Here is a 23,443-nt window from a genome sequence, read left to right as displayed (position 1 = left end):
TTATGCAGGTCGTATTTCGTGCTGATGCTTCAGTGCATATTGGTTCTGGGCATATCATACGGTGTCTGTGTCTGGCCGATGCTTTGGCACAGCATGGTGCACAAATACGATTTGTCGTCAGACATATTACCGATTATTTAAAAAAACTGATTGTGGACAGAGGATTTCAGCTGAGTATGCTGAAAGAACAGTCTGCAGCCAGTGATGAATTATTTCATAGTGCCTGGTTGGGGGTATCTCAACAGGATGATGCTGAGAAAACACTACAGATCCTTCAGGATTATCATCAAACAATAGAATGGTTGATCGTTGATCATTATGCATTGGACCAGCGCTGGGAGAGAATACTACGTCCAGCCGTGGATAAGATCATGGTGATTGATGACCTTGCAGATCGTATTCACGATTGTGATCTTTTATTGGATCAGAACCAATATCTGGATTTAGCAAATCGCTATCACAATAAAGTTCCGGTAAAAACCCAATTATTATTGGGTGCGCGCTATGCATTATTAAGAGATGAATTCCGAATTGCTCGTCACAAAAAACAGCTAGCTTTTACAGTGAAAGTCAAAAAAATCATGGTTTTTTTTGGAGGGATGGATAAGGATAATTACACCGGAAAATTATTAAGAAGCCTTGATCATTCAAATTTTTCCTTACAATATCAATTGATTGTTGTCGTGGGGGCACAGCATCCTGATTTATTGTATATTCAGGGCGTGTGTAAACAGTACCATTATGAGTGTCATATCAATAGCACTGAGATGGCGACATTAATGCTACAGGCCGATATGGCGATTGGAGCAGGAGGTTCAGCAAGTTGGGAACGTTGTGCTTTGGGACTGCCTAGCCTAGCCATAGCAGTGGCAACAAATCAGCAATTGTTGACTAAACATGCAGCATTACAGAGCCTAATTGATTCGCCTATTATTGACTGGAATAATGTAGTATCCATTCGTCAGGCTGTTATGGGAATGATTGATAATCCATTGGCACGCCAACGTATAGCCCAAACATCATGGCAAACAGTAGATGGGCGTGGTGTACAACGGGTGTTACGTGCCATGGGAATATATTCCGTTCAGGTGCGCAAGGCTGAGTTATCTGATAGCCATTCGCTTTGGATGTGGCGCAATCATGATTCAATACGATTGGTTTCACGTCATACTGAGATTATTCCACTAGAAAGTCATCAGCAGTGGTTTGAACAGACTTTGCTGAGTACGGATCGGATTATTCTGATTGCAGAATTAGCTTCTGAACCTGTGGGTGTGATTCGATTTGATTTTAGTGGAATAAGTGCAGAAATTTCCATTTATTGTGTTCCCGATGCTAAAGGTAGTGGAAATGCACTTGAAATGCTGCAGCAAGCTGAGCATTATCTTCAGTATAACCATATACAAATCAAGCTGATCAATGCGGTAGTACTTGCTGAAAATCAGTCATCCCATCATTTGTTTATCAATGCGGGCTATCAAAAAAAATCAACGACTTATTTGAAAAATATAGAGAGATCTTGATGAATTCAGTGATTCATATTGGACACCGTGCAATTGGTGCTGATCATACACCATTTATTATTGCTGAAATGTCTGGCAATCATAATCAATCATTGGAACGGGCATTTGAAATTGTGGATGCAGCCGCCGAGGCAGGCGCACATGCATTAAAATTGCAGACCTATACCGCAGATACAATTACTTTGAATGTCCGCAATAAAGATTTTTTAATAGAAGATAAAAATAGTCTGTGGGATGGCAGTAATCTGCATGATTTATATCAAAAAGCATATACGCCATGGGAATGGCACAAGCCAATTATGGAGCGTGCTGAAAAGCATGGCATGCTGTGTTTCAGTTCGCCGTTTGATGAGAGTGCTGTTGATTTCCTTGAAAGCTTGAATGTTCCTGCATATAAAATTGCATCATTTGAAAATAATCATTTGCCGTTGATTGAAAAAGTGGCGAAAACAGGTAAACCAATGATTATTTCCACGGGTATGGCAACTTTATCCGATATTGAGGAAGCAGTGAAAACAGCGCGAGCTGCGGGCTGTAAAGATTTGATTTTACTCAAATGTACAAGTACTTATCCTGCTTCTCCAAACAATACCAATGTCTTGACGATTCCACATTTAAAACAAATGTTCGATTGCCAAATTGGTTTATCTGATCATACGATGGGGGTTGGAGTATCTGTTGCAGCAGTTGCACATGGTGCTACAGTTGTTGAAAAGCATTTTACTTTAAATCGTGCAGATGGCGGTGTAGACAGTGCATTTTCGCTTGAACCCGCTGAGTTAAAATCGTTGGTGGTTGAGTCTGAACGTGCTTGGCAAAGTCTGGGGTCTGTTCAATATGGACCTACAGCAGCTGAACAAAAATCTTTAATGTTTAAGCGTTCTGTATATTTTTCGGAAGATGTTAAGGCAGGTGAAGTGCTGACAGTAGACAATCTACGTGTAGTACGTCCAGGTTTTGGTTTGCACCCGCGGTTTTATCAGAACCTGATTGGCAAAAAAGCACGCATTGCTATTGAGAAGGGAACACCAGCAGCTTGGGCTTTGATTGAATAATATTGAATTTACAATTTGATAGGGGGAATAAGAAAAATTTCTTTTTCCCTCAATATTACATACAGAATTCGATATTTTAGTTTATTCAGCTTTATCCGCATTACCTTTCAATACCATATAAATCAAACCGACAAAGATTAATAATGCACCTGCAAGGCTGCTGACACAGAATAAAACAATACGGTTATAGGTGGTTAAGTTGAATAATTCATTGGCTAAAATGTAGCGCATGAACAACCATTGTACGACAGAAAAAACAATCAACACGATTGCACGACGACGGACTTCAGGACGCATAGCCATAGGAGAATCACTTAAAGTGGAAATTGAGGCTATTATGCCACTGTCGATAATCGATCTCAATTGAATAAGATTAATTCAAGCCTGTGGAACACACCTCTAAAGGTTGAGATGTTCTTAGATCACCTTTATTTGCGGTACATATTGATATTGCCAAAGCAGACCCGAAAGCGTTTATAAGACCAGATATACTGTTCTGGTGCTTGGTTAATGATGTCTTGCATCGCGATGTTCAGTGCGTCGACTGAGCATTGTAAATCTTTAGAGGAAATCTCTTCTGCTAAGGTTTGGCAATGCACATCAAAGTGCCTTAAGTTGGGTTGTCGAATACAACTTAAGCCGATGACATTACATTGGGTTTTTGCAGCAAGCTTTGAAACCAGCGTGATCGATAAAGTATTTTGCCCAAAAAAATTGGAATATATGCCGCCTGAAGCCTTTGGCAAATGGTCAGGTAAAATGACTGTTAGTCCACCTTGTTTCAAATGTTTAAAAATGGCACGGATCCCTGTTTCATCTGTCGGGACTAAGGTTGCATTAAACTTCTCACGTGCTTCTAACAGATAACGATTGATCCCTTTATTTTTATTCGGTTTATACATAATCATCGGTTCTGTATACAAGTTCAGCCATGCATTGAGTAGTTCCCAGCAGCCAAAATGCGGAACCACAACAATGACACCTTTTTTATTCGCAAGTGCTTCCGTGAGGATATTTTCACCATAAATGTTTTTCAATAAGCTCAGGCTATAACTTGGCGGCATCCCCCAACATTTAATAAATTCAATATAGGTCAGGCATTGGCTTCGGATACTTTGGCTGACGAGCTGTCTCTGCGCTGTCTCGGACAAGTCTGGGTAGGCCAGTTGAATATTGATGCTAGTGATACGTTTGATCGATGAATTAAATAGATTAAGAATAAACGCGATCATCAAAGCCAAGTTTTGTAACAGCCAAAGTGGCAATAGCGCGATGATTTTGAACATAAAGTACATGGATCACAAGGTCTCAAAATTTACAGCATGGAATAAAATAAATTTTGCCAAGAGACCGGACTTATTCAGTGAAAAGTACAAAAAGATCTGAATCTAAAAACAAAATAATTGGAAGTGGAAAATTGAGCTGTCCATTGCTCAAAGGATGTAGTGAAACATCATAACGTACTTGAAGCGTTTTGATATTAGCAAAGTAAATCAAATCTTTAATTTATGTTTTGTAGGTTTTCGACCACCTTTTGTAGGTTGAAATAAAAAAACCCTGCATAGCGCAGGGTTTTTTGAACCTTAAAATCTAAATCTTAAAATGTAAGATTATTTAGATTCTTCAGCTTTTGGTTTTTCACGTAAGCGAATACCTAAGTCACGCAATTGGGTTGCTTCAACTGGCGCAGGCGCTTGAGTTAAAGGACATTCCGCAGTCTTAGTTTTCGGGAATGCAATCACGTCACGGATTGAAGATGCACCAGTCATCAACATCACTAAACGGTCAAGACCGAATGCTAAACCACCGTGAGGAGGCGCACCGAATTTCAAGGCGTTAAGCAAGAAGCTGAATTTCTCTTCTGCTTCTTCTTCAGAAATACCAAGCGCTTCAAAGATCGCTTTTTGCATTTCTAGGTTGAAGATACGTAATGAACCACCACCGATTTCAGTACCGTTCAATACCATATCGTAAGCAACAGAAAGTGCAGCACCTGGGTTGTTCTTCACTTCTTCAACGCTTGATTTTGGCAGCGTGAATGGGTGATGAACAGACGTCCATTTACCGTCATCAGTTTCTTCGAACATTGGGAAGTCAACAACCCAAAGTGGCGCCCACTCGCAAGTTGCAAGTTTCATGTCGTGACCGACTTTAATACGTAAAGCACCCATCGCATCATTTACGATTTTTGCTTTGTCCGCACCAAAGAATACGATGTCGCCATTTTCAGCACCAACACGTTTCAATAGATCAAGTACGATAGGCTCGATAAATTTAACGATTGGAGATTGAAGACCTTCGATGCCTTTTTCAAGCTCGTTGACTTTGATGTAAGCCAAACCTTTCGCGCCATAAATGCCAACGAATTTAGTGTATTCGTCGATTTGGCTACGTGGAAGCGCGCCAGCACCTGGTACGCGAAGCGCAACAATACGGCCTTTAGGATCTTTTGCAGGACCTGCGAATACTTTGAACTCAACGTCTTGCATCATGTCTGCAACATCAACAAGTTTCAAAGGAATACGTAAGTCAGGTTTATCAGATGCATAGTCACGCATTGCGTCTGCATAAGTCATGCGAGGGAATTTGTCGAATTCAACGTTTAGAAGTTCTTTGAACATCTTAACCGTTAAACGTTCCATTAAATCCATGATGTCATCGTCACTCATGAACGATGTTTCAACGTCGATTTGTGTGAATTCAGGCTGACGGTCAGCACGTAAGTCTTCATCACGGAAACATTTAGCAATTTGGTAGTAACGATCGATACCGCCAACCATTAACAACTGTTTGAACAATTGCGGAGATTGTGGAAGTGCGTAGAAGCTACCGTTAGAAACACGACTTGGTACTAAATAGTCACGCGCACCTTCAGGAGTTGCACGAGTCAAAATCGGTGTTTCAACGTCTAGGAAACCATTTTCTTCGAAGTAGTTACGAATCAGGTTTGTTAATTTAGAACGGAAACGTAAACGATCTAACATTTCTGGACGACGAATATCGAGGAAACGATATTTCAAACGTACTTCTTCAGAAATATTTGTGTTGTCGTCATTCAATGGGAATGGCGGAGTTTCTGAACCAGCAAGCACTTCGATTTCTTTACCAAGAACTTCGATTTGACCGCTAGTCATATTCGCGTTTTCAGTACCTGCGTAACGACGACGTACACGGCCTGTAATTTTTAATACGAATTCTGAACGTGATTTATCAGCAGTCGCGAAAGCTTCAGGAGTATCAGGGTCAATCACCACTTGAACAAGGCCATCACGGTCGCGCATGTCAAGGAAGATTACACCACCGTGGTCACGGCGACGGTGAACCCAACCGCATAATGTAACGGTTTGGTCGATTTGGGCTTCAGTAAGTGAGCCGCAGTAATGAGTTCGCATCATAGCGTTAGAAATCCAACTATATGGGTTAAGGTCAGCGAATACGTAAACAGCGTACCGCTTTTATTCGAATAGGGGATTATGCCTCTTTTTGGCTGTTTTGTCACAAGGACTTATTGCTAAAACAGCCAAATTTACAGCAAATTTTCGGTCAATGATGGGCTTAAGCCGATGACGTTGAAAAAATATTGGTGCTCTTGCTTAAGATCAGAAATATCAGACTACCGAGGCTAAACGTGGCTAAAAATGCACGAAAAAAATAATTAATGGCTTTGCCGACATAGGCATACAGGTCATGCACAAAGGCATCTGAGTAAATACTGTCAGCAAAATAAAAATAACTTGCGATTCCCGCAGCTAGAGACAGGGCCGCTAAACCATATACATAGACTTTGATGGTTGTGGGGACGTTTACAGTACTTCGATAGTGAAGATGATGACGATAAATCATCCATGCCAAAACGGGGAGTGCCAAGCCAGATAATCCAATTTGCAACACGCGATGTAGGGGATATGAATGACCAAAAAATTGAATCGGTAGACTCAATAGATCCTTAAATGCAAAGGTACGAAAGTCAACATGGGTCAAGCCATCCCAAACAATATGCGTCGAAGTTCCAATGATGAGTGCGAGGATGAGACTGAGCATAAACCCACAGCATTGATTGAAATTCTGTAGATTCAGCGGCTTATTTAAACCAAAAAAAGCAAATAACATCGGGCGATAGAGCACATACCACAGCACACAAAACAGCAAACCAAGGATTAAGTTTGGAACAATTAACCCCGACCATTGATGTGAACCTGCATAGTCAGCATTAGTAAATAAACGGAATAAATCTGGCACCATGCTACCAATTGCGAGTGCTGCAATAGGCAGGCGATTTCCGCTTAATTTGGAAATAGGCGGTGCGAGTACAGCATGGGATATGGTAAAAGGCATTGAATTAAAATAAATATATGAATAAATACAATGTGGTATCGGTGAGTGTATATGATTTGGGCAGATTAGAATGTTTTTTATTGCAAAACGAATGAAATGTTATATTATAACATTATTCAAAAATAGCCTGATTTGAGTCTCTCCAACATGTCTTTTCATAAGAATTTAATAACTGTTTCGATTTTTGCAGTGATTGCACCCAACCTTTATGCCGATGACCCAGAACAACAGGTACAAAAGCTCGAAGCTATTAATGTTCAGGTCCATCCTTTAAACCAAAGTGCGGCAGATTTTGCTGTTGCCGATAATGTCATTCAACATAAAGCTCTTGCACAAGGTGGCGTCACAATTGGTGATGCGTTAGCCGGACAGCCGGGTGTATATTCAAATCAGTTTGGTGCAGGTTCAAGTCGTCCTGTGCTGCGTGGTCAAGATGGCCCTCGTGTCAAAGTCTTAGAACACGCCTCAGAAACTGCAGATGTTTCGACTTTATCTCCTGACCATGCGGTTACGGTAGATCCGATTTTGGCAAAACAAATTGAAGTGATCCGTGGGCCATCAACACTGTTATACGCGGCAGGCACAGTCGGCGGTTTGGTTAATGTGACGGATCAAAAGATTCCTACCTCTATTCCTGATAAAGGTTATGAAGGGCAAGTTGGGGTTCGTTATAACTCAGGCAGTGATGAAAAATTGGCGAGTGCCGGTGTGACGGCTGCTTTAGGTGAGCAATTTGCCATCCGTGTAGAAGGTTCGAAACGCAAAGCCAATGATTATATTGCACCCAATTATTTCCATGATCATGATGGTGAATTAGAAAAAGAACGCCGAGTCGGTAATACTTTTGCAGAAGGGCAAAATGTCAGTGTAGGTGCGTCATGGATTCATGATCGTGGTTTTGCTGGACTGTCTTATAGCAACCGTCAAGACCAATATGGCTTGCCGGGTCATAGTCATGAATATGAAAGCTGTCATCCACATGATGACCATCTACACTGTGATGGTCATGATAACCATGGGCATACCGATGAGCATGATCATTCAGCGCATGACGAACATGATCACGATCATGATGCCGCAGGCCCATGGGTCGACTTAAAGTCAGAACGCTATGATTTCCGTACCGAACTTGCGAATCCGTTTGCGGGCTTCCAAAAAATCCGTGTACATGCAAGTTATACCGATTATCAACATGATGAAATTGAAGGTGATACAGCGGCAACGACCTTTAAAAGTCAGGGCTATGATGGTCGTTTAGAGTTGGTGCATAACCCGATTGCGGATTGGGAAGGGGTGATAGGCGCACAATACAATCAGCAAAAGCTCAATATCAGTGGCGAAGAGTCATTGATGAACCCAAATAAAACCCAAAAATGGAGTGTATTTGGTTTAGAACATAAACAATTTGGTGATTTTCATGTCGAGCTGGGCGCCCGTGTCGATCAGCAAAAAATTGAGATTGATTCAGAACAAAAAGATTATGACGATTATGGTATTTCCTACTCAGGTGCTGTGAACTGGGCGTTTGCACCCAATTATAAATTATCCTTGGTGGGTTCTCATCAAGAGCGTTTGCCATTGGCGCAAGAGCTCTATGCAGATGGTAAGCATTTTGCGACCAATACCTATGAACGCGGAAATGAAAATCTAGATGTTGAAAAATCTAATAATCTAGAATTAGGTTTCCATTATGAAAAAGATCAGTTGGATTATCACGTTCATGTGTACCACAACTGGTATGACAACTACATTTATGCTGCAACCAAAGATAATTTTGAAAACTTCCGCTTAGTTGATTACACCCAAGACAAAGCCAAGTTCTATGGTGTGGAAGCTCAAGTGGGTTATGCAGTAAATGACATGTATAAACTCAGTGTCTTTGGTGATTATGTGCGTGGCAAAATTGATGGTGAAAATGCACCACGCGTACCAGCTGGCCGTTTAGGCACGAAAGTTGATGTCGATTTTGCGGATGGTTGGTCAGGTCTTGCAGAATATTCACATGTATTCAAACAAGACAAAATCACTGCATTTGAGCGTGAAACAGATGGCTACAACATGGTGAACTTGGGCGTGGCCTATAGTGGTCAATTGAAAGATCAAAATGATTATCGAGTCTATTTCAAAGCCAATAATTTATTGGATGAAGATGTTTACTCTCATACGTCATTCCTTGCCAATATTCCACAAGTCGGTCGTAATTTTACGGTTGGTCTTGAATTTGGTTTCTAATTGAATTTGCACAGACTTTTCTAAGGAAGTCTAGGTAAAGTCACAGAAATCCTCTTGAAAAATCAATGAATAAAACCTAGTCTGAGCGCATTAGACTAGGTTTTTTCTTATGCGCATCATTCAACGAATACATCACAAGCTCAATTGGTCACGCCGTCGCTATGTGGGTGTGGTCATTGGTTTATTGGTTTTAGGTTATTTGGCATCGGCAACCTATCACACGCTAAAACCACTCCCTGAAGGGCTGAACTACACGGGGAAACTTCGCCATGCTGAAGTGAACTTTTTAGTGGATGAAACCTATATTGATGCGCAAGGAAAGCAGCAACAGGAACATCGCATTTTTAAAGAAATGCTAAAAATGATCGAAGAAGCACAGTCGACCATTGTGTTGGATATGTTTCTCTTTAATCCGCAAGTTGGCGACTCTCAATTAAAACATGAACAATTAACACAGGAGCTGACCGATGCGCTGATTTTGAAGCGTCGACTATCTCCTCAAGTGGAAATTTTTGTGATTACTGACCCTGTCAATTCGGTCTATGGCGGCATTCAACCCGAGCATTATCGTCAATTACGGCAAGGGGGGATTGAGTTGATGGAAACCAATTTGGCGCCGCTTCGTGCGTCCAATCCTGCATGGTCAGGTTTTTGGTATATCTGTTGTCAAGATATTGGCAATAATCCTGAAAAAGGCTGGTTACCGAACCCATTGGGAACCGAAAAGGTGACGATCCGCAGTTATATGGATCTTTTCAACTTTAAAGCCAATCATCGTAAAACCTTGGTGGTAGATACCGTTGAAGGTTGGAAAGGTTTGGTCACCTCTATGAATCCGCATGATGGTAGCTCACGACATTCTAATGTGGCCTTAACCGTCAAAGGCATGACCGCGATTGATCTGTTAAAGACCGAGCAAGCCGTTGGAATGATGTCCAAAGCCAATATTCCATTTGTGGTGATTAAGGATGTTGAAGCGGCGAAAACTCAGCCACAGGTTCAAGTGCTAACTGAAAAAGCAATTTATGATGCCACATTCGACTTAATTGATAGCGCGAAGAAAGCTGGAACTGAAATTGATATCGCGATGTTCTACTTGTCAGAACGTAAAATTATCAAAGCACTCATTGCTGCACATGAACGTGGCGTGAAAGTGCGGGTATTACTCGATCCGAATAAAGATGCTTTTGGTCGTACCAAAAATGGTATTCCAAACCGTCCTGTTGCTTCTGAATTGCATGATGCTGGTATTGATGTGCGTTGGTGTAATACCCAAGGTGAGCAGTGCCATAGCAAGATGATTTTAAAACGAACAGCCTATCAGGCAGATATGATTTTAGGTTCTGCCAATTTCACAGCGCGTAACCTGAAAAATTATAATTTAGAAACGGATTTAAGAGTGATCGGTTTGAAAGACGCTCAAGTCTTTAAAGAGGCAAATCAGTATTTTAATACGGCTTGGTCAAACCGTGATGGTAAGCAGATGAGTGTGGATTACGATACGTATGCCGATGAATCTAAGTTGAAATATGTGTTGTATCGCTTTATGGAATGGAGCGGATTATCTACTTTTTAGAATTGTCTTAATCTCCCTAAATCCCTCTTTTGAAAAGAGGGACTTTCCTCCCTTTTTTAAAGGGAGGTTAGGAGGGATTTAATCAGTTTTAATTCCTCGGTTCCGGATTTGGCGGAATGATTTGATCTAAATCCTTATCCGTCATTTGATCCAATTCTTTAATATCGGTTTTGATTTTCCATTTATCGGCATCATCTACTGGTTGTGGCAAACGAGCTTCTAACCAGTCACAGATGACATCTGGTGGAAAATCGGCGTGGTTACATTGAATCACCCAAGACAAGAATTGTTTTGCTTCGCCATTCATATATGGTGGCGGAGAAACCGGTAAAAATTGAGTCGGTAAGCGTTCATTTTTAGAAATATAGTTCAATACATGGCCCAATTCTTGAACAGTTTGCCATGCTAAAGGGTGATCTACATTAATTTGAAATTTAAACCACCAAGCAGTTTTACCATCGGTTCCGTACGAGTCAATGAGTTGTTCTTGAATACTTGGAACTTTAGAAAAAAATTGATGAAGTCGGTCAAAACTTAATTCAGACACAGCGTTGATCCACTACGAAATAAAAGGCATCTTAGCATATTCCGTCGAAAATCGAGTGCATCATCTGCTGATCCGAATCGGGTGGATGATTTAACAAATTATTGCATTTGATGGATTTTTATCCATTTTTTCTCCTACAATGGAATTTATACTGAGCGTATAAACCGTTGAGGAGAGCTTAAGTGAAAACCACATTATTCTATGCGATTGCAGGTGTGATGCTGATCAGTGCTTCAGCCAGTACTTTTGCGGAAAACAAATGGGCAAACTACCAAGGTGTGGATACATCAAAACCACAACACCGCCCACCGTCGATGAATCGGCCTGGCTATCCGCAGCATGCGCCGAATTATCCTCAACATTATCCTCATTATCCAAGTCGCCCGCCGGTTTATCCGCAATATCCAAATCGACCTTATCCGCAGTATCCACAAAGTGGCATTAGTATTCAATACAATGCGCCGACCACGATTACTCAAAATTCGCAGAGCTATAGTTGGGTTAATGGCGATCCTGCCAGCGCTAGTATTTCGAGTTCGACCTATACCTTTATTAGTGATTGGCAGCGTTTAGGTTTACCTGCACCCCCAAGTGGCATGTACTGGATTTTTGAAAATGGTCGCTATGTGTTGGTGCCGAATCGGTAATTTAATCTCCCCAAACCCCTCCTTAAAAAAGAGGGGCTTTAATAAGACTAAGCTAACTCATCATCTTGCGGGCGCGGGGTTTTACCTTCAGGCAGCGGTTTCTCTGAATGCTTATCGCGGATCACCGATGGATAAGTCCAAGAGGCATAGCGCACAATCAAAATGGCTACTGCTAAAATTAGAATCGAACCTGTGGTAATGACCAAGCCCATATCTGCTTTATGGTCGTGTTGAATGTCCGAAATGAGCAAACGGGTTAGGGCAGTAATAGCAATATAAATCAGGAAGCGTACCGGCATGTGGTTAGTTTTAAAATAAATACCGACCATGGCACCGAGTTCAAGGTAAATAAACAATAATAAAATATCGTCAATCGTGGCGAATTGTTTAACCGTAATAATTTCAAAAATAGTATGACCCGCAGACCATAAAATCATACAGCCGATGACAAACAGCGCAAGATAATGAAAACCTTCTACAGCAATATTGCCAAGTCGGTCGAGGAGGGCTTCGATTTTTTCTACTTTGGGATCACGGTGTGTCATATATATTCCTCCTGTGTATATCACTTGAATGTTCATTAAATACTAAGCAAATTTCATGCACATGAAGCGAATATGACAAAAATATTTTTTAGGTTTAATAAAGGTTTTAATGTTAAGTTTGAGCTTAAATTTTGTCCTATAAGAATGAAGCGACGATGTATCAACCAACGCATTTTAAACATGATGAACTGCCTGATCTGATTGATCTTATGCGTAAGTATGCTTTGGGGACAGTAATACTGACTGCACCCAATGGTGAGTTGGAAGTGAATCATTTACCACTAGAATATGACGCTGAGTCAGGCGAATTGGGCATATTGCGCGGTCATATTGCCAAGGCTAATCCAATGTTTGAATTGCTAAATCAGTCAGCGCAAGCCTATGTGATTTTTCATGCCGATGATGCATATATATCGCCAAGCTGGTATGAAGGAAAACAGGAGCATCATCGCGTTGTACCGACATGGAATTACCGCGTGGTACATGTCAAAGGCAAGATACGTAAAGTTGCAGATGAAAAATATTTACGAGGGCTTCTGGCTCGGTTGACTCGGCAACATGAAGCTAGCCAACCCATGCCATGGAAAATGGGTGATGCACCGAATGATTTTATTGCGGAACAACTGAAAAAAATTGTAGCGATTGAAGTCGATATTCAGTCGATAATCGGTAAGTTTAAAGTGAGTCAAAATCGCAGCGCTATAGATGCGATGAATGTGGCAAAAGCTTTGGAAATGTCGAATGCTAAAATGGTTGAGTCGATCAAAAAATTTTATCCCATGAAATAACAGGCTAAATAATCATGCCCAATATGATTGAAACTGAACGTTTATGCCTGAGAAAGTATCAGTTAGGAGATGAAATTTCATTATTTGATACATATTTTTCGAATATAGAAGCAACTCGTTATCTGCAGCGGTTGCCACATTTAACGATTCAACAGACTAAGAGTGTTTTAGAAAAGTGGGCAGATTATTATTGGTCGATACACAATCCTGATTTTGCATGGGTGATTAGTGATAAGAATACGCATTTAGCGATGGGCTTATTGTATTTCTTCAATCAAGAAAACCATGGAGAAATACATTTTGGGTTAGGGGTGAATTTTCATGGTTGTGGTTATATGACTGAGGCCTTAATTGGAGGAATTAAGTATTTAAAGCAGAATCATGTCACGAATGTTGTTTCATCTTTTTGTGCTGAGGAACATCTAGCATCACAAAATGTCTTAATGAAGGCAGGATTTAAACAAGATAAAGATACAACGCATTGGGCTAGATTTCCAATGCTAGACGATCAGTTCCATCCTTGTTTTACATATCGAATGGAATTAGGAGATTGTGAATAAGTAAGTATGCTTATGATTTTTTGAAAAAGTTGCACTCAGTGTTTATGTAATAAGAGCAGTAAAATAAAAAAATGCCCGATAAATCGGGCATTTTTGATTTTGTACGACTAATTAAGCTTGGTTGGTAAAGTAATCTTCAGAGAAGTTCATGATCACTTCAGAACCTGCTTTCACTTTAGCAATGCGTAAAGCCAATTCAGGTAAAATACGCTGCGTGAAGTAAAGGGTTAGTGCAAGTTTGTTTTGGTAGAACTCGCCATCTTTGTCTTTTGCTGCATCTGCAATGCGGGCAAACATATAGGCAAAGCTGAGTAAGCCTACAGCATGTAGGTAATCAACGGCTGCTGAGTTCGGGAACTCAATGTTTTCACGAGCAGCTTCAAGTACATATTGAGTCACAGCTTCAACTTCAGCTGCTGCATCTAATGTTGCATCTTTGATGTAGTTCAAGCTGGCATCTAAGTTATTGGCAAAATCACGGATTTCTTGGATATATTCAGCAATGAATTCACCATTACACTTAATGGTTTTACGACCAATTAAGTCTTGAGACTGAACACCGTTGGTCCCTTCGTAAATCTGTGCAATACGCAGGTCACGGATACATTGTTCCATACCCCATTCACGAATAAAGCCATGACCACCGAAGACCATTTGAGCATCGAGTGTTGCTTGGAAAGCGGTATCTGTTAAATACGCTTTCGCAATAGGTGTTAACAGCGCAACACGGTTATTGGCTGCTTTGACTGCTTCTGGGTCAGTAGAGAACTTGGTAATGTCCAGTTGTTGACCAACATAAACCGCAAATGCACGAGATGCTTCATTGTTGGCACGTGCATTTAGCAACATACGACGTACATCGCCGTGTACAAGGATGCTGTCTGCTGGTTTAGCAGGGGATTGCACGCCAGAAGCGCTGCGACCTTGTAAACGGTCAGTCGCATATTGCGCAGCATTTTGGTAGGCAAATTCAGAAGCACCTAGGCCTTGAATACCCATTGATAAACGTTCGTAGTTCATCATTACGAACATTGCAGCAAGACCTTCGTTTTCTTTACCAACGAGGTAGCCTTTCGCGCCATCAAAGTTCATCACACATGTTGCAGACGCTTTGATCCCCATTTTATGTTCAATAGAACCAGGGCCTACAGCATTACGCTCACCTAATGAACCATCTGCATTCACCAAGAATTTAGGTACGATGAATAGTGAAATTCCGCGTGAGCCCGCAGGCGCATCAGGCGTTTTCGCTAAAACTAAGTGGATGATATTTTCAGAAAGGTCGTGGTCACCGCCAGTGATGAAGATTTTCGTACCAGTAATGTTATAAGTACCGTCTTCATTACGTTCGGCTTTAGTTTTGATAATACCTAAATCTGTACCTGCATGCGGTTCAGTTAAGCACATGGTGCCTGACCATTCGCCTGTATACATTTTTGGTAAATAAGTTTCTTTTTGCTCTTGTGATGCATAGCTGTTTAATGCCATGCCTGCACCTACAGAAAGAAGCGGGTAGAGCATGAAGGATGGGTTGGTTGCAAACAGCATTTCGTCAGACAGAACAGTCAGCATTTTTGGCATGCCTTGACCGCCCCATTCTTCATCTGCGCCTAGACCAATCCAGCCGCCTTCTGCATATTGTTTAAATGCTTCTTTGAAACCAGCAGGAGTCGTGACATTGCCATTGCTATAGGTTGCGCCTTCTTCATCACCTGTGCGGTTTAAAGGATGAGTGACGTTTTGCGCAAATTTTGCCATTTCTTCAAGAATGGCTTCTGCAGTTGCAGCATCAACGTGAGCAAGATTTTTGTTGTTTTGCCAGAATTGTTCTGCTTTAAAAACATCATTTAAGATGAATTTCATATCTGCAAGAGGCGCATTATAAATTGGCATGTTCGTTCACCTGTTTATTGTTTGAATCTGTGGACTTGGGGCAATTTGTATCGGCACAAAGCGTGGAGAAAATTGACCAAAGTAAAATTATGGGACTATTTATAAAGAAAAAGGACTGCCAATGCTATGACCGTCCTTTCTCTATTTCTGCACTCAAGAGTACAATTTTTTGAATATGTTTTAGATATTCACATTAGAATGCAAAGTGTTCTGCATCCAATGCCATAAGAGGATCTAGGCCACCTGCGATCACTTCTACATGAGAGCGGACGCGCGGTAAGATTTTCTTGAAGTAGAAACGGGCAGTCGTTACTTTCGCATTGTAGAAATCAACATCTGTTGTTCCTGCAGCTAAAGTTTCTTGTGCAACTAACGCCATACGAGCCCATAGGTAAGCAAGCGTTACATAACCAGAGAAGTACAGGTAATCGACCGCAGCAGCACCCACTTCTTCAGGGTTTTGCATTGCTTTCATACCAATCTGCATGGTTAGGTCGCCCCATTCTTTGTTTAGCGCAGCAAGCGGCTCAACAAATTCTTTCATGGCAGCGTTGTCTTTGTTAGCTTCAACAAATTTATGGATGATCTTGGTGAAGTCTTTCAACATTGCACCTTGAGTACCCAATACTTTACGGCCTAACAAGTCAATCGCTTGAATTTCAGTCGTACCTTCGTACAAGCAAGAGATACGTGTATCACGTACGATTTGCTCCATACCGTGTTCTGAAATGAAACCATGACCGCCGAATACTTGAACACCGTGTTTAGCAGACTCAGAACCTGTTTCAGTTAAGAATGCTTTAGCAATTGGTGTTAATAGAGACAAGATGTTGTCAGAGAATTTACGTTCTTCTTCAGTTGCACCTTGTTCCACGATATCGGCATGGAAAGACAATAAGTAAACCAGAGCACGGCCAGCTTCAGCAAATGATTTTTGCGTAAGCAGCATGTTGCGTACTGCAGGGTGAACGATAATTGGATCTGCTTCTTTTTCAGGTGCTTTAGGGCCTGAAAGTGAACGCATTGCCAAACGGTCTTTTGCGTAAGCAAGTGCACCTTGGAAAGCGCCTTCAGAAGCTGAAAGACCTTGTACAGCAGTACCGATACGTGCAGTGTTCATGAATGTGAACATGCAGTTTAGACCGCGGTTTTCAGGGCCAATCAAGAAGCCTTTTGCGTTATCAAAGTTGATGACACAAGTCGCGTTACCATGGATACCCATTTTGTGTTCAATCGAACCACAACGTACCGCATTGCGCTCACCAATTGAGCCATCAGCATTTACATTGAATTTAGGTACGATGAATAATGAAATACCTTTCGTGCCTTTTGGTGCACCTGGAAGACGAGCAAGTACGATATGGATGATGTTTTCAGCCATGTCGTGTTCACCAGCAGAGATAAAGATTTTCTCGCCAGAAATTGCATAGCTACCGTCTGCTTGTGGTTCAGCTTTAGAGCGGATAATACCTAAGTCAGAACCTGCATGAGATTCTGTTAAGCACATCGTACCAGTCCATTCACCTGAAACAAGTTTAGGAAGGTAAGTGTCTTTTTGCTCTTGAGAACCGTGATGTTCTAATGTACGGACAGCGCCATGAGATAGACCAGGGTACATACCCCATGCCCAGTTCGAAGTACCCACCATTTCTGAAATGATGTTGCCTAAAGAAACCGGTAAGCCTTGACCGCCGTATTGTTCTTCAGCAGATAAAGATGGGAAACCGAGTTCGATATATTTTTGATACGCTTCTTTAAAACCAGTTGGTGTTGTTACAACGCCATCATTCCAAGTACAACCTTCACGGTCGCCGACTTGGTTAAGAGGAGAAAGTTCATTTTCACAGAAGTCAGCAGCAGCTTCTAGATATTGGTCAACCAACTCACGGCTTACGGTGTCTGAAAATGCAGGCAGTTGTGCATAGTGATCTTCTGCTTTTAAAAGTTCATGCAGAACAAATTGCATATCACGTAAGGGCGCTTTGTATTGTGGCATATCGTTTTCCTCAATACTGGTTTCTACCAGCGTTAGTAATCCTAAATAAACATTTGAACGTGTCTTCAATGACACGTATTGGAATGGTTCTAATCGTGCAACATCTTCTTATTGGGTACAAGCATTTCAGGGCGATTTGTTGGTGACTGTAAAGTCAAAGAAATATCCCTTGAAAATGCTAAGTGCATTGAGTGTAAACACTTTTGGCTGAAAATGAATGACACAAATAGTCAAAAAGCGTAAAAAGATATGTCCAATAAAAAAGGCACTCCTGGGAGTGCCTTTTTTTACGCAATGATATTGCGATCTAAGTTTGGATTATTTCACTGGGGCTGGCGTTGGGGCAACAGGGGCTTTAGGTTGGAAGCGAACTTCACATTTACCATTGATTTGCTGTTCGCCAACTTTAATGGCAACCGCGCTACCATCAGTCTTACCTTGGCATGCTTTCATAATCGCTTGTTGCTTCGTTTGGCGTTCTGCTAAACGTTGATCAAATTGTTTAGTCAGTTCTGCACGTTTTGCATCAGTCAGTGGCTCACCGCGTTGCATCTGACCACGCATGTCGCCACGCATTGGATGATGTTCACCGCGCATTGGTTTGTGTTCACCACGTGCTTTTTTCATGTCTTGACGGTCTGCTTTGAACACCATGGTACATGTACCATCAATATTTTTATCGCCAGCTTTTACTTGAACTGTTGAACCTGTAGCCTTACCATCGCAGGCTTTTTGCATATCAGCAAACACTTGACGTTGCTCGGCACGCATTTGTTTAAAATGTTCACGTTGCTCAGGTGACATACGACGATCGTGATCACCATGATGTTGTTTCATTATACGGCCATGATCGTTATCTTTTGGTGCGGTTGTCGATTGACAGGCAGTTAATGCACCCATGCTCAGTACGCTTGCACCGATTAAAGCCATTTTGGTCATTTGTTTCATAGTCTTTACCCCACCAGATTAGATATTTTTCCGATGGTTAAAGATTAAATAATAAAGATGTAGAAACAATGGAGAGTTTTTTAGTTGCGTGTTCGCTACAATAATGAATATAGAAGAAAAATGAGAGTTCTCTTTTGAAAATACGTCGTATCCCGATTGCCCTACGCTTGTTTCTGACTGTGCTGTTGACGACGCTCGTCATCACAACGGTAAGTCTTGGCGTTTTGCATTGGAATATGCAGCGTAATTTCACCAAATATGTGGCCGATGTCGAGATGCAAAAGCTTGACCATGTCATTGAAAATTTAGCCGATGTGTATACGGTCTATCATGATTGGGGCAATGCGATTCAGGCACAGATTCTGCAAATTGAAGGGCAGGCAGCGCCAGATGACTATGATCGTCTCTCTCGGTGGTGGCTACGTCGTCAATATGACATTGCATTGCAGCAGCGCTATTTCCAAGATCATAGTTTAAATGCAGCATCGATGCTGGCAACACCACAGCATACGGCAGAGCAAAAAATTGAAGAGCTGAAATGGCTGGAACAAAACTTACCATCTGAGTTCCAACCCTTTGAAGGTTTAAAATTTCCTTTAAGTGCGAATCAAAATGTGTTCCGCCCCAAAGAAGCAAACGCGGATGAAAAAGATAAAGATGCGGGTCAATCCTCTCAAAACAACACCAATAATGGTGGTAAAAAACAGTTTATCCAAATGCCTGACCGCTTGGGCTTGAGTTCGCGTTTATCTTTATATGATGCACAGCGCCAATTTGTCGTGGGTGAACCGACAGATGAACAGATTTCTTATCGTCCGATTATGGTGAATAATCAAATCGTGGGGTATCTAGGACTCAAACCTGTCCTCGAGCAAGATGATGCAATCAGTATTAACTTCTTTAGTAAGCAAAAACGTTATTTATTATTGGTTTATGTGCTTACGTTTATTGCAAGTTTGATTGCAGCATTGTTATTGGCAACATACTTTAAAAAACCGATTCAGCGTTTGTTAATGGGAACACGTGAGTTAACCAAGGGCAATTATCAACATCAAGTCGCGGTGAACCGTAATGATGAGCTTGGTGATTTATCGAATGAATTGAATCAGTTGGCCGTAATTCTCGATCAGCATGAAACGTCACGTCGTCAATGGGTGGCTGATACTTCACATGAATTGAAAACGCCATTGGCCGTGTTACAGGCTCAAATTGAGGCGATGCAGGACGGTATTCGTAAGCCAACGCCAGAGCATTTTACTTCGATGTTGAATCAAGTCAGTAGTCTGAAAAAATTGACCAAAGATTTGGCTGATTTGGCGCAAGCTGATGCACAGCAATTAAATTGTTATCTCACTACGATTAATCCGTGGGATGTCATTGTGCAGGAGGTTGAAAGCTTTAAACCGAAGTTTGAACAAGCCGATTTGAAAATTACCGCAACGGGCGATGGCACTTCATTACAATTAGATATAGACCGTTTTAAACAGATTATGGTCAACTTATTGGGTAACAGTATTCGTTATACGGAAGCTGGTGGTGAAGTGCATGTTCATACTGAGCAAGATGAAACCCAGTGGACCGTGTATGTTGATGACAGCCCATTTGGTTTAACTGATGAACAGTTGGCACGTTTAGGTGAGCGTTTCTATCGTGTGGATGATTCACGTACGCGTGCAACTGGTGGTACAGGATTAGGATTGGCGTTATCCGTAAAAATAGCTAGAGCATTGGGCGGAGAATTGAGTTTTGATCATTCTCCATTGGGCGGTTTGCGTTGCAAATTGACATTTCCCAAACAGATGAAATATTAAAAGGAAGCATGCATGAAACATATCATGTTGGTTGAAGATGAAGTGGAACTTGCACAGCTAGTGCGTGATTATCTAGAGGCTGCAGGCTTTGAAGTCAGCATGTTTCATGATGGTCAAGAAGCCTATGAGAGCTTCACGCAGCGTAAGCCGAGTCTAATGATTTTGGACCTAATGGTGCCACGTATGGATGGCTTAACCATTTGCCGTAAAGTCCGTGAGCAGTCTGATCTGCCAATTATTATGGTGACTGCACGCACTGAAGAAATTGACCGTGTATTGGGGCTCAATATGGGTGCTGACGATTATGTCTGCAAACCGTTTAGTCCGAAAGAATTGGTGGCACGTGTGCAAGCGGTATTACGTCGTTTAGAACGTAAAGCAGAGCCAGAGGTGAATGATTTATTCCGTATGGACAAAGCACAGCAACGTATTTGGTATCAACAAAAAGCGTTGAGCTTAACGCCAACAGAGTTTCGTTTACTTGAGTTGTTTTTAGAGCATGTAGGGCAGGTGTATTCACGTGCGCAATTGCTTGATCATATTAACCCAGACAGTTTTGAAGTGGCTGACCGTGTGATTGATAGTCATATTAAAAATTTACGTCGTAAGATTTCAGATGCAGCGGAAACTGGCAACCGTCATGAATGGATTCAAGCCGTGTATGGCGTTGGCTACCGTTTTGAATATCCAGAAGATTAAAACATAGATTGTAAATTCTAAAAGACAGGCTTTGGCCTGTTTTTTTGTACATACCTAGCTAAATTAATTTTAAAAACAAGAAAAACAAAGCAATAAAAACATAAAATGTGAAATTTGCGCATTTAGTGGAAATTGGGTATTATTTTGCTTGAATATTGACCAGTATGTTTGGGCTGGCAGAGTTCAATGTAGAGATAACAATTTTAAAAATGGAAAATTAGAGGGCAGAACAGATGAAAAATAGCGCTTTTGTAAAAATAATAATGGTCACGGGTGTCTTGGGTTTAACGGCATGTGGCGGTAGTGATCGTGACGAGACAGGGAGTGTACCGCCAGAGGCAGTTGCCGATGCTATGGTTCAAAAAAGCGTAGAAGAGCTGACTTTATTAGATGTGAATAATCTTGCTTTAAATGCTGCATCGATTCAGATTTTAACTGATGAAGAATGGCAAAAAGTACAAGCAGGCAGTCTGAAAATAGCAACGAATACAATTATAGCGGATGATTCTGAGCAGTTCTTTCCACCGATCAATAGTTTACCGACAGCAACTCATTTTAAAGGTCAAAGTTATCTTGCCAATGCTCAAGGCATCGTTAAACTGCCTAAATTGGCTGCAGGCACATATTATGTTTTGGTCACTAAAAATGGACAGTCTACAGTTTCGGCATTCTTGATCCATCCTAAAAATACCAATAAGAGCATTGTGTTGAATGTGGTTCTCAACTGCTTAGATCAAGACTGTCAGACACTAAGTGATGCACCAGTCAATGATGCAGTGGTCGGAACATTGTCTGGTCAAGTGATTTTTAAAGGGAAACCTTTGGCGAATGCGCAAGTGTCATTGTCTGGCGGTACAGCGACCAATGGCGCATTTGTTAGTGCTTTGACTGATGCCAATGGATATTTCACGCTTTCATTTAATGTGAGCAATGATCTGCTTGAAGCATTGAAAAATGCCACGCTCACCATTAACGGTGCAGGAATTAACACTATTACGAAAAAAGTTATGGTCATTGCTTCTTCTGCATCGGGCTATCAATTTGAAGTGCTGCCTGAAACAGCATCTGTAGATGCGGTATGGCGTGAAACTTTTGAAGCGGATTCTGCTACTCGCAATGCATGGACAAGGTCGCAGCCAAGTGTGGCTAATGTCGATTGGCAGTTGCTAAACAAAGGTCACAACATTCGTAATAATCAAGTAAATCAGCGTGTGCGCTTAGCGCCGAATGATCAGAGCCAAGGCAAGGTGCCTGAGCCACTGCAAGGTAATACGGCATATTGGTATGGTGACAAAGTAAATGGCAACTTTATTGGTGCTTTAAGTGATTCATCTACGGCTCCAGAGTTTGATGGCGGCACCTCGCAGTATGACAATAGGGGTGAATTGATTTCACCTTCCATTAATCTAAGCCAGTATCAGGCGCCTTTGAGTTTAAGCTTTAAAACATGGTGGGAAATTGAGTCGGTCAATCCAAATAATCAGGGATTCGATTTGATGAATATTTTAGTTTCTACCGACGGCGGTAACAGCTTCAAGACTTTGGCTCGATTAAACCCGCTGGCAGATCCATCCTCGGCATATGAGCGCGCGCCGATTCCATACAGTAATTTAGGCTTTAACCTCGCACCGGCTGCTGTTCAGCAAGAAGCAATTTCATTAGATGAATATGCAGGCAAGGCCAATGTTCAGCTGAAATTCCAATTCAGAACAGTCGATCAACTTTATAACGGTTTCCGCGGTTGGATGATTGATGATGTGGTGATTCAGAAAAAAGCCGGTACTTTCCCATTATTTGATGGTGCGAGTTTTGATGAAAATTCAGATAGTTTCTCTCAGGACTATAGTGGCGTCGCTGCAAAACAAGCGGACACTGTGCTGAAAAGCACGAAGAGTTATGCACGGTGGGCTGAAGTTCCACAGCGTAAATAACGATTTACATGGTGGTGCAGTATGAATGGTTAGAATAGGTTTAGACGTACTGTATTCACTATCAATCATCCATCAAGTGAAGTGAATGCTAAAAAGCAGCTCTCTATTGAGGGCTGTTTATATTTAAAGGGACAATATATTCAGCCACTTAAGTATGCTGGCAGCTAAATTTTCTGGCTGTTCTAATAGAACCATATGGCCTATATTGTCCATCCTATCAAGTTGACTATGTGCTATAGATTGATGCAGCTCACGCACTGTATTCCATAATGATTCATACAGAAATGATTTGCGAATATTTGGCTGCAAAGAGCTGCACAGGCTACAATCCACTTTTTTATAAGATGAGAACGTGTT

General features: G+C 41.4%; 19 protein-coding genes. 10 read left to right on the top strand and 9 right to left on the bottom strand.

From position 1 onward, the window contains the following. Positions 1–2: 2 nt before the first annotated feature. The gene (pseG, locus tag FTT76_RS09725; protein WP_180163271.1) at positions 3–1,523 is read left to right on the top strand and encodes a UDP-2,4-diacetamido-2,4,6-trideoxy-beta-L-altropyranose hydrolase; all 1,521 of its coding nucleotides are present in this window, start codon (positions 3–5) and stop codon (positions 1,521–1,523) included. Further along, positions 1,523–2,578 carry a pseudaminic acid synthase gene (gene pseI, locus FTT76_RS09720; RefSeq protein ID WP_180163270.1) on the top strand — a complete coding sequence of 352 codons (1,056 nt, stop codon included), beginning with the start codon at positions 1,523–1,525 and terminating at the stop codon, positions 2,576–2,578. The genes pseG and pseI overlap by 1 nt, the downstream gene beginning before the upstream one ends. 81 nt (positions 2,579–2,659) lie before the next feature. Here pseI and FTT76_RS09715 read toward each other — a convergent pair whose 3' ends face one another. The 4 genes from FTT76_RS09715 to FTT76_RS09700 form a co-directional block, all read right to left on the bottom strand. After that, on the bottom strand, positions 2,660–2,881 hold the full coding sequence (locus tag FTT76_RS09715; protein WP_180163269.1) for a hypothetical protein: 222 nt from the start codon (positions 2,879–2,881) through the stop codon (positions 2,660–2,662). A gap of 125 nt (positions 2,882–3,006) precedes the next feature. Beyond that, positions 3,007–3,873 carry a lysophospholipid acyltransferase family protein gene (locus tag FTT76_RS09710; protein WP_180117991.1) on the bottom strand — a complete coding sequence of 289 codons (867 nt, stop codon included), beginning with the start codon at positions 3,871–3,873 and terminating at the stop codon, positions 3,007–3,009. Between the two features lie 315 nt (positions 3,874–4,188). Then, on the bottom strand, positions 4,189–5,973 hold the full coding sequence (aspS, locus tag FTT76_RS09705) for an aspartate--tRNA ligase (protein ID WP_180190424.1): 1,785 nt from the start codon (positions 5,971–5,973) through the stop codon (positions 4,189–4,191). Positions 5,974–6,133: 160 nt separating this feature from the next. Beyond that, on the bottom strand, positions 6,134–6,913 hold the full coding sequence (locus FTT76_RS09700; protein WP_180039891.1) for a DUF4184 family protein: 780 nt from the start codon (positions 6,911–6,913) through the stop codon (positions 6,134–6,136). 147 nt (positions 6,914–7,060) lie between these two features. On the opposite strand from FTT76_RS09700, the gene znuD reads away from it, so the two are divergent. Together znuD and FTT76_RS09690 are read left to right on the top strand one after the other, a co-directional pair. Continuing rightward, positions 7,061–9,145 carry a zinc piracy TonB-dependent receptor ZnuD gene (gene znuD / locus FTT76_RS09695; protein ID WP_180190423.1) on the top strand — a complete coding sequence of 695 codons (2,085 nt, stop codon included), beginning with the start codon at positions 7,061–7,063 and terminating at the stop codon, positions 9,143–9,145. Between the two features lie 109 nt (positions 9,146–9,254). After that, the gene (locus FTT76_RS09690; RefSeq protein ID WP_180170454.1) at positions 9,255–10,721 is read left to right on the top strand and encodes a phospholipase D family protein; all 1,467 of its coding nucleotides are present in this window, start codon (positions 9,255–9,257) and stop codon (positions 10,719–10,721) included. An 88-nt stretch (positions 10,722–10,809) separates the two neighbouring features. On the opposite strand, the gene FTT76_RS09685 is transcribed toward FTT76_RS09690, so the two are convergent. Further along, positions 10,810–11,268: a hypothetical protein gene (locus tag FTT76_RS09685; RefSeq protein WP_180190422.1), complete on the bottom strand. Its 459-nt coding sequence runs from the start codon at positions 11,266–11,268 to the stop codon at positions 10,810–10,812. A 182-nt stretch (positions 11,269–11,450) separates the two neighbouring features. Between FTT76_RS09685 and FTT76_RS09680 the strand changes: the two genes are divergently transcribed. Next, a complete protein-coding gene (locus tag FTT76_RS09680; protein WP_373685226.1) occupies positions 11,451–11,915 on the top strand; it encodes an RcnB family protein in 465 nt (154 codons plus the stop codon). Positions 11,916–11,962: 47 nt separating this feature from the next. Here the strand turns inward: FTT76_RS09680 and FTT76_RS09675 are convergent, their stop codons facing one another. Then, on the bottom strand, positions 11,963–12,460 hold the full coding sequence (locus FTT76_RS09675; RefSeq protein WP_078194156.1) for a phosphate-starvation-inducible protein PsiE: 498 nt from the start codon (positions 12,458–12,460) through the stop codon (positions 11,963–11,965). Positions 12,461–12,615: 155 nt separating this feature from the next. Here FTT76_RS09675 and FTT76_RS09670 point away from each other — a divergent pair, with 155 nt between their 5' ends. Together FTT76_RS09670 and FTT76_RS09665 are read left to right on the top strand one after the other, a co-directional pair. Then, a complete protein-coding gene (locus tag FTT76_RS09670; protein ID WP_180190472.1) occupies positions 12,616–13,248 on the top strand; it encodes an FMN-binding negative transcriptional regulator in 633 nt (210 codons plus the stop codon). A gap of 14 nt (positions 13,249–13,262) precedes the next feature. Then, on the top strand, positions 13,263–13,808 hold the full coding sequence (locus tag FTT76_RS09665; RefSeq protein WP_180190421.1) for a GNAT family N-acetyltransferase: 546 nt from the start codon (positions 13,263–13,265) through the stop codon (positions 13,806–13,808). Positions 13,809–13,919: 111 nt separating this feature from the next. Here the strand turns inward: FTT76_RS09665 and FTT76_RS09660 are convergent, their stop codons facing one another. The 3 genes from FTT76_RS09660 to FTT76_RS09650 all read right to left on the bottom strand — a co-directional run bounded on the left by FTT76_RS09660 (position 13,920) and on the right by FTT76_RS09650 (position 18,645). Further along, a complete protein-coding gene (locus FTT76_RS09660) occupies positions 13,920–15,701 on the bottom strand; it encodes an acyl-CoA dehydrogenase C-terminal domain-containing protein (RefSeq protein ID WP_180190420.1) in 1,782 nt (593 codons plus the stop codon). Positions 15,702–15,894: 193 nt separating this feature from the next. Further along, entirely contained in the window at positions 15,895–17,697 is a 1,803-nt protein-coding gene (locus tag FTT76_RS09655) for an acyl-CoA dehydrogenase C-terminal domain-containing protein (protein WP_078194152.1), read from the bottom strand. Between the two features lie 318 nt (positions 17,698–18,015). Further along, complete coding sequence (locus tag FTT76_RS09650; RefSeq protein WP_180073927.1) at positions 18,016–18,645, bottom strand: hypothetical protein; 630 nt, start codon at positions 18,643–18,645, stop codon at positions 18,016–18,018. Positions 18,646–18,779: 134 nt separating this feature from the next. Here FTT76_RS09650 and baeS point away from each other — a divergent pair, with 134 nt between their 5' ends. The 3 genes from baeS to FTT76_RS09635 all read left to right on the top strand — a co-directional run bounded on the left by baeS (position 18,780) and on the right by FTT76_RS09635 (position 23,086). Continuing rightward, positions 18,780–20,456, top strand: coding sequence for a sensor histidine kinase efflux regulator BaeS (gene baeS, locus FTT76_RS09645; RefSeq protein ID WP_180073926.1), 1,677 nt, complete (start codon positions 18,780–18,782; stop codon positions 20,454–20,456). Between the two features lie 12 nt (positions 20,457–20,468). Beyond that, complete coding sequence (locus FTT76_RS09640; RefSeq protein ID WP_111885370.1) at positions 20,469–21,155, top strand: response regulator; 687 nt, start codon at positions 20,469–20,471, stop codon at positions 21,153–21,155. A 233-nt stretch (positions 21,156–21,388) separates the two neighbouring features. Further along, positions 21,389–23,086, top strand: coding sequence for a carboxypeptidase regulatory-like domain-containing protein (locus FTT76_RS09635; RefSeq protein ID WP_180022416.1), 1,698 nt, complete (start codon positions 21,389–21,391; stop codon positions 23,084–23,086). Positions 23,087–23,443: the final 357 nt, after the last annotated feature.

Origin of the sequence: Acinetobacter sp. YH01009 (genome assembly GCF_013420765.1) — a bacterium.
Taxonomy (GTDB): Bacteria; Pseudomonadota; Gammaproteobacteria; order Pseudomonadales; family Moraxellaceae; genus Acinetobacter; species Acinetobacter amyesii.
Note: the sequence above shows the minus strand (reverse complement) of the source record. Positions and strands in the feature narration are given on the sequence as shown.

What these genes read in the sequence shown, in the direction of transcription:
- FTT76_RS09640 (WP_111885370.1), top strand. Translation starts at nt 20,469, where the DNA reads ATGAAACATATCATGTTGGTTGAAGATGAAGTGGAACTTGCACAGCTA.
- FTT76_RS09665 (WP_180190421.1), top strand. Translation starts at nt 13,263, where the DNA reads ATGCCCAATATGATTGAAACTGAACGTTTATGCCTGAGAAAGTATCAG.
- FTT76_RS09690 (WP_180170454.1), top strand. Translation starts at nt 9,255, where the DNA reads ATGCGCATCATTCAACGAATACATCACAAGCTCAATTGGTCACGCCGT.
- pseG (WP_180163271.1), top strand. Translation starts at nt 3, where the DNA reads ATGCAGGTCGTATTTCGTGCTGATGCTTCAGTGCATATTGGTTCTGGG.
- aspS (WP_180190424.1), bottom strand. Translation starts at nt 5,973, where the DNA reads ATGATGCGAACTCATTACTGCGGCTCACTTACTGAAGCCCAAATCGAC.
- znuD (WP_180190423.1), top strand. Translation starts at nt 7,061, where the DNA reads ATGTCTTTTCATAAGAATTTAATAACTGTTTCGATTTTTGCAGTGATT.
- FTT76_RS09675 (WP_078194156.1), bottom strand. Translation starts at nt 12,460, where the DNA reads ATGACACACCGTGATCCCAAAGTAGAAAAAATCGAAGCCCTCCTCGAC.
- FTT76_RS09635 (WP_180022416.1), top strand. Translation starts at nt 21,389, where the DNA reads ATGAAAAATAGCGCTTTTGTAAAAATAATAATGGTCACGGGTGTCTTG.
- FTT76_RS09660 (WP_180190420.1), bottom strand. Translation starts at nt 15,701, where the DNA reads ATGCCAATTTATAATGCGCCTCTTGCAGATATGAAATTCATCTTAAAT.
- pseI (WP_180163270.1), top strand. Translation starts at nt 1,523, where the DNA reads ATGAATTCAGTGATTCATATTGGACACCGTGCAATTGGTGCTGATCAT.
- FTT76_RS09715 (WP_180163269.1), bottom strand. Translation starts at nt 2,881, where the DNA reads ATGGCTATGCGTCCTGAAGTCCGTCGTCGTGCAATCGTGTTGATTGTT.
- FTT76_RS09700 (WP_180039891.1), bottom strand. Translation starts at nt 6,913, where the DNA reads ATGCCTTTTACCATATCCCATGCTGTACTCGCACCGCCTATTTCCAAA.
- FTT76_RS09710 (WP_180117991.1), bottom strand. Translation starts at nt 3,873, where the DNA reads ATGTACTTTATGTTCAAAATCATCGCGCTATTGCCACTTTGGCTGTTA.
- FTT76_RS09650 (WP_180073927.1), bottom strand. Translation starts at nt 18,645, where the DNA reads ATGAAACAAATGACCAAAATGGCTTTAATCGGTGCAAGCGTACTGAGC.
- FTT76_RS09670 (WP_180190472.1), top strand. Translation starts at nt 12,616, where the DNA reads ATGTATCAACCAACGCATTTTAAACATGATGAACTGCCTGATCTGATT.
- FTT76_RS09655 (WP_078194152.1), bottom strand. Translation starts at nt 17,697, where the DNA reads ATGCCACAATACAAAGCGCCCTTACGTGATATGCAATTTGTTCTGCAT.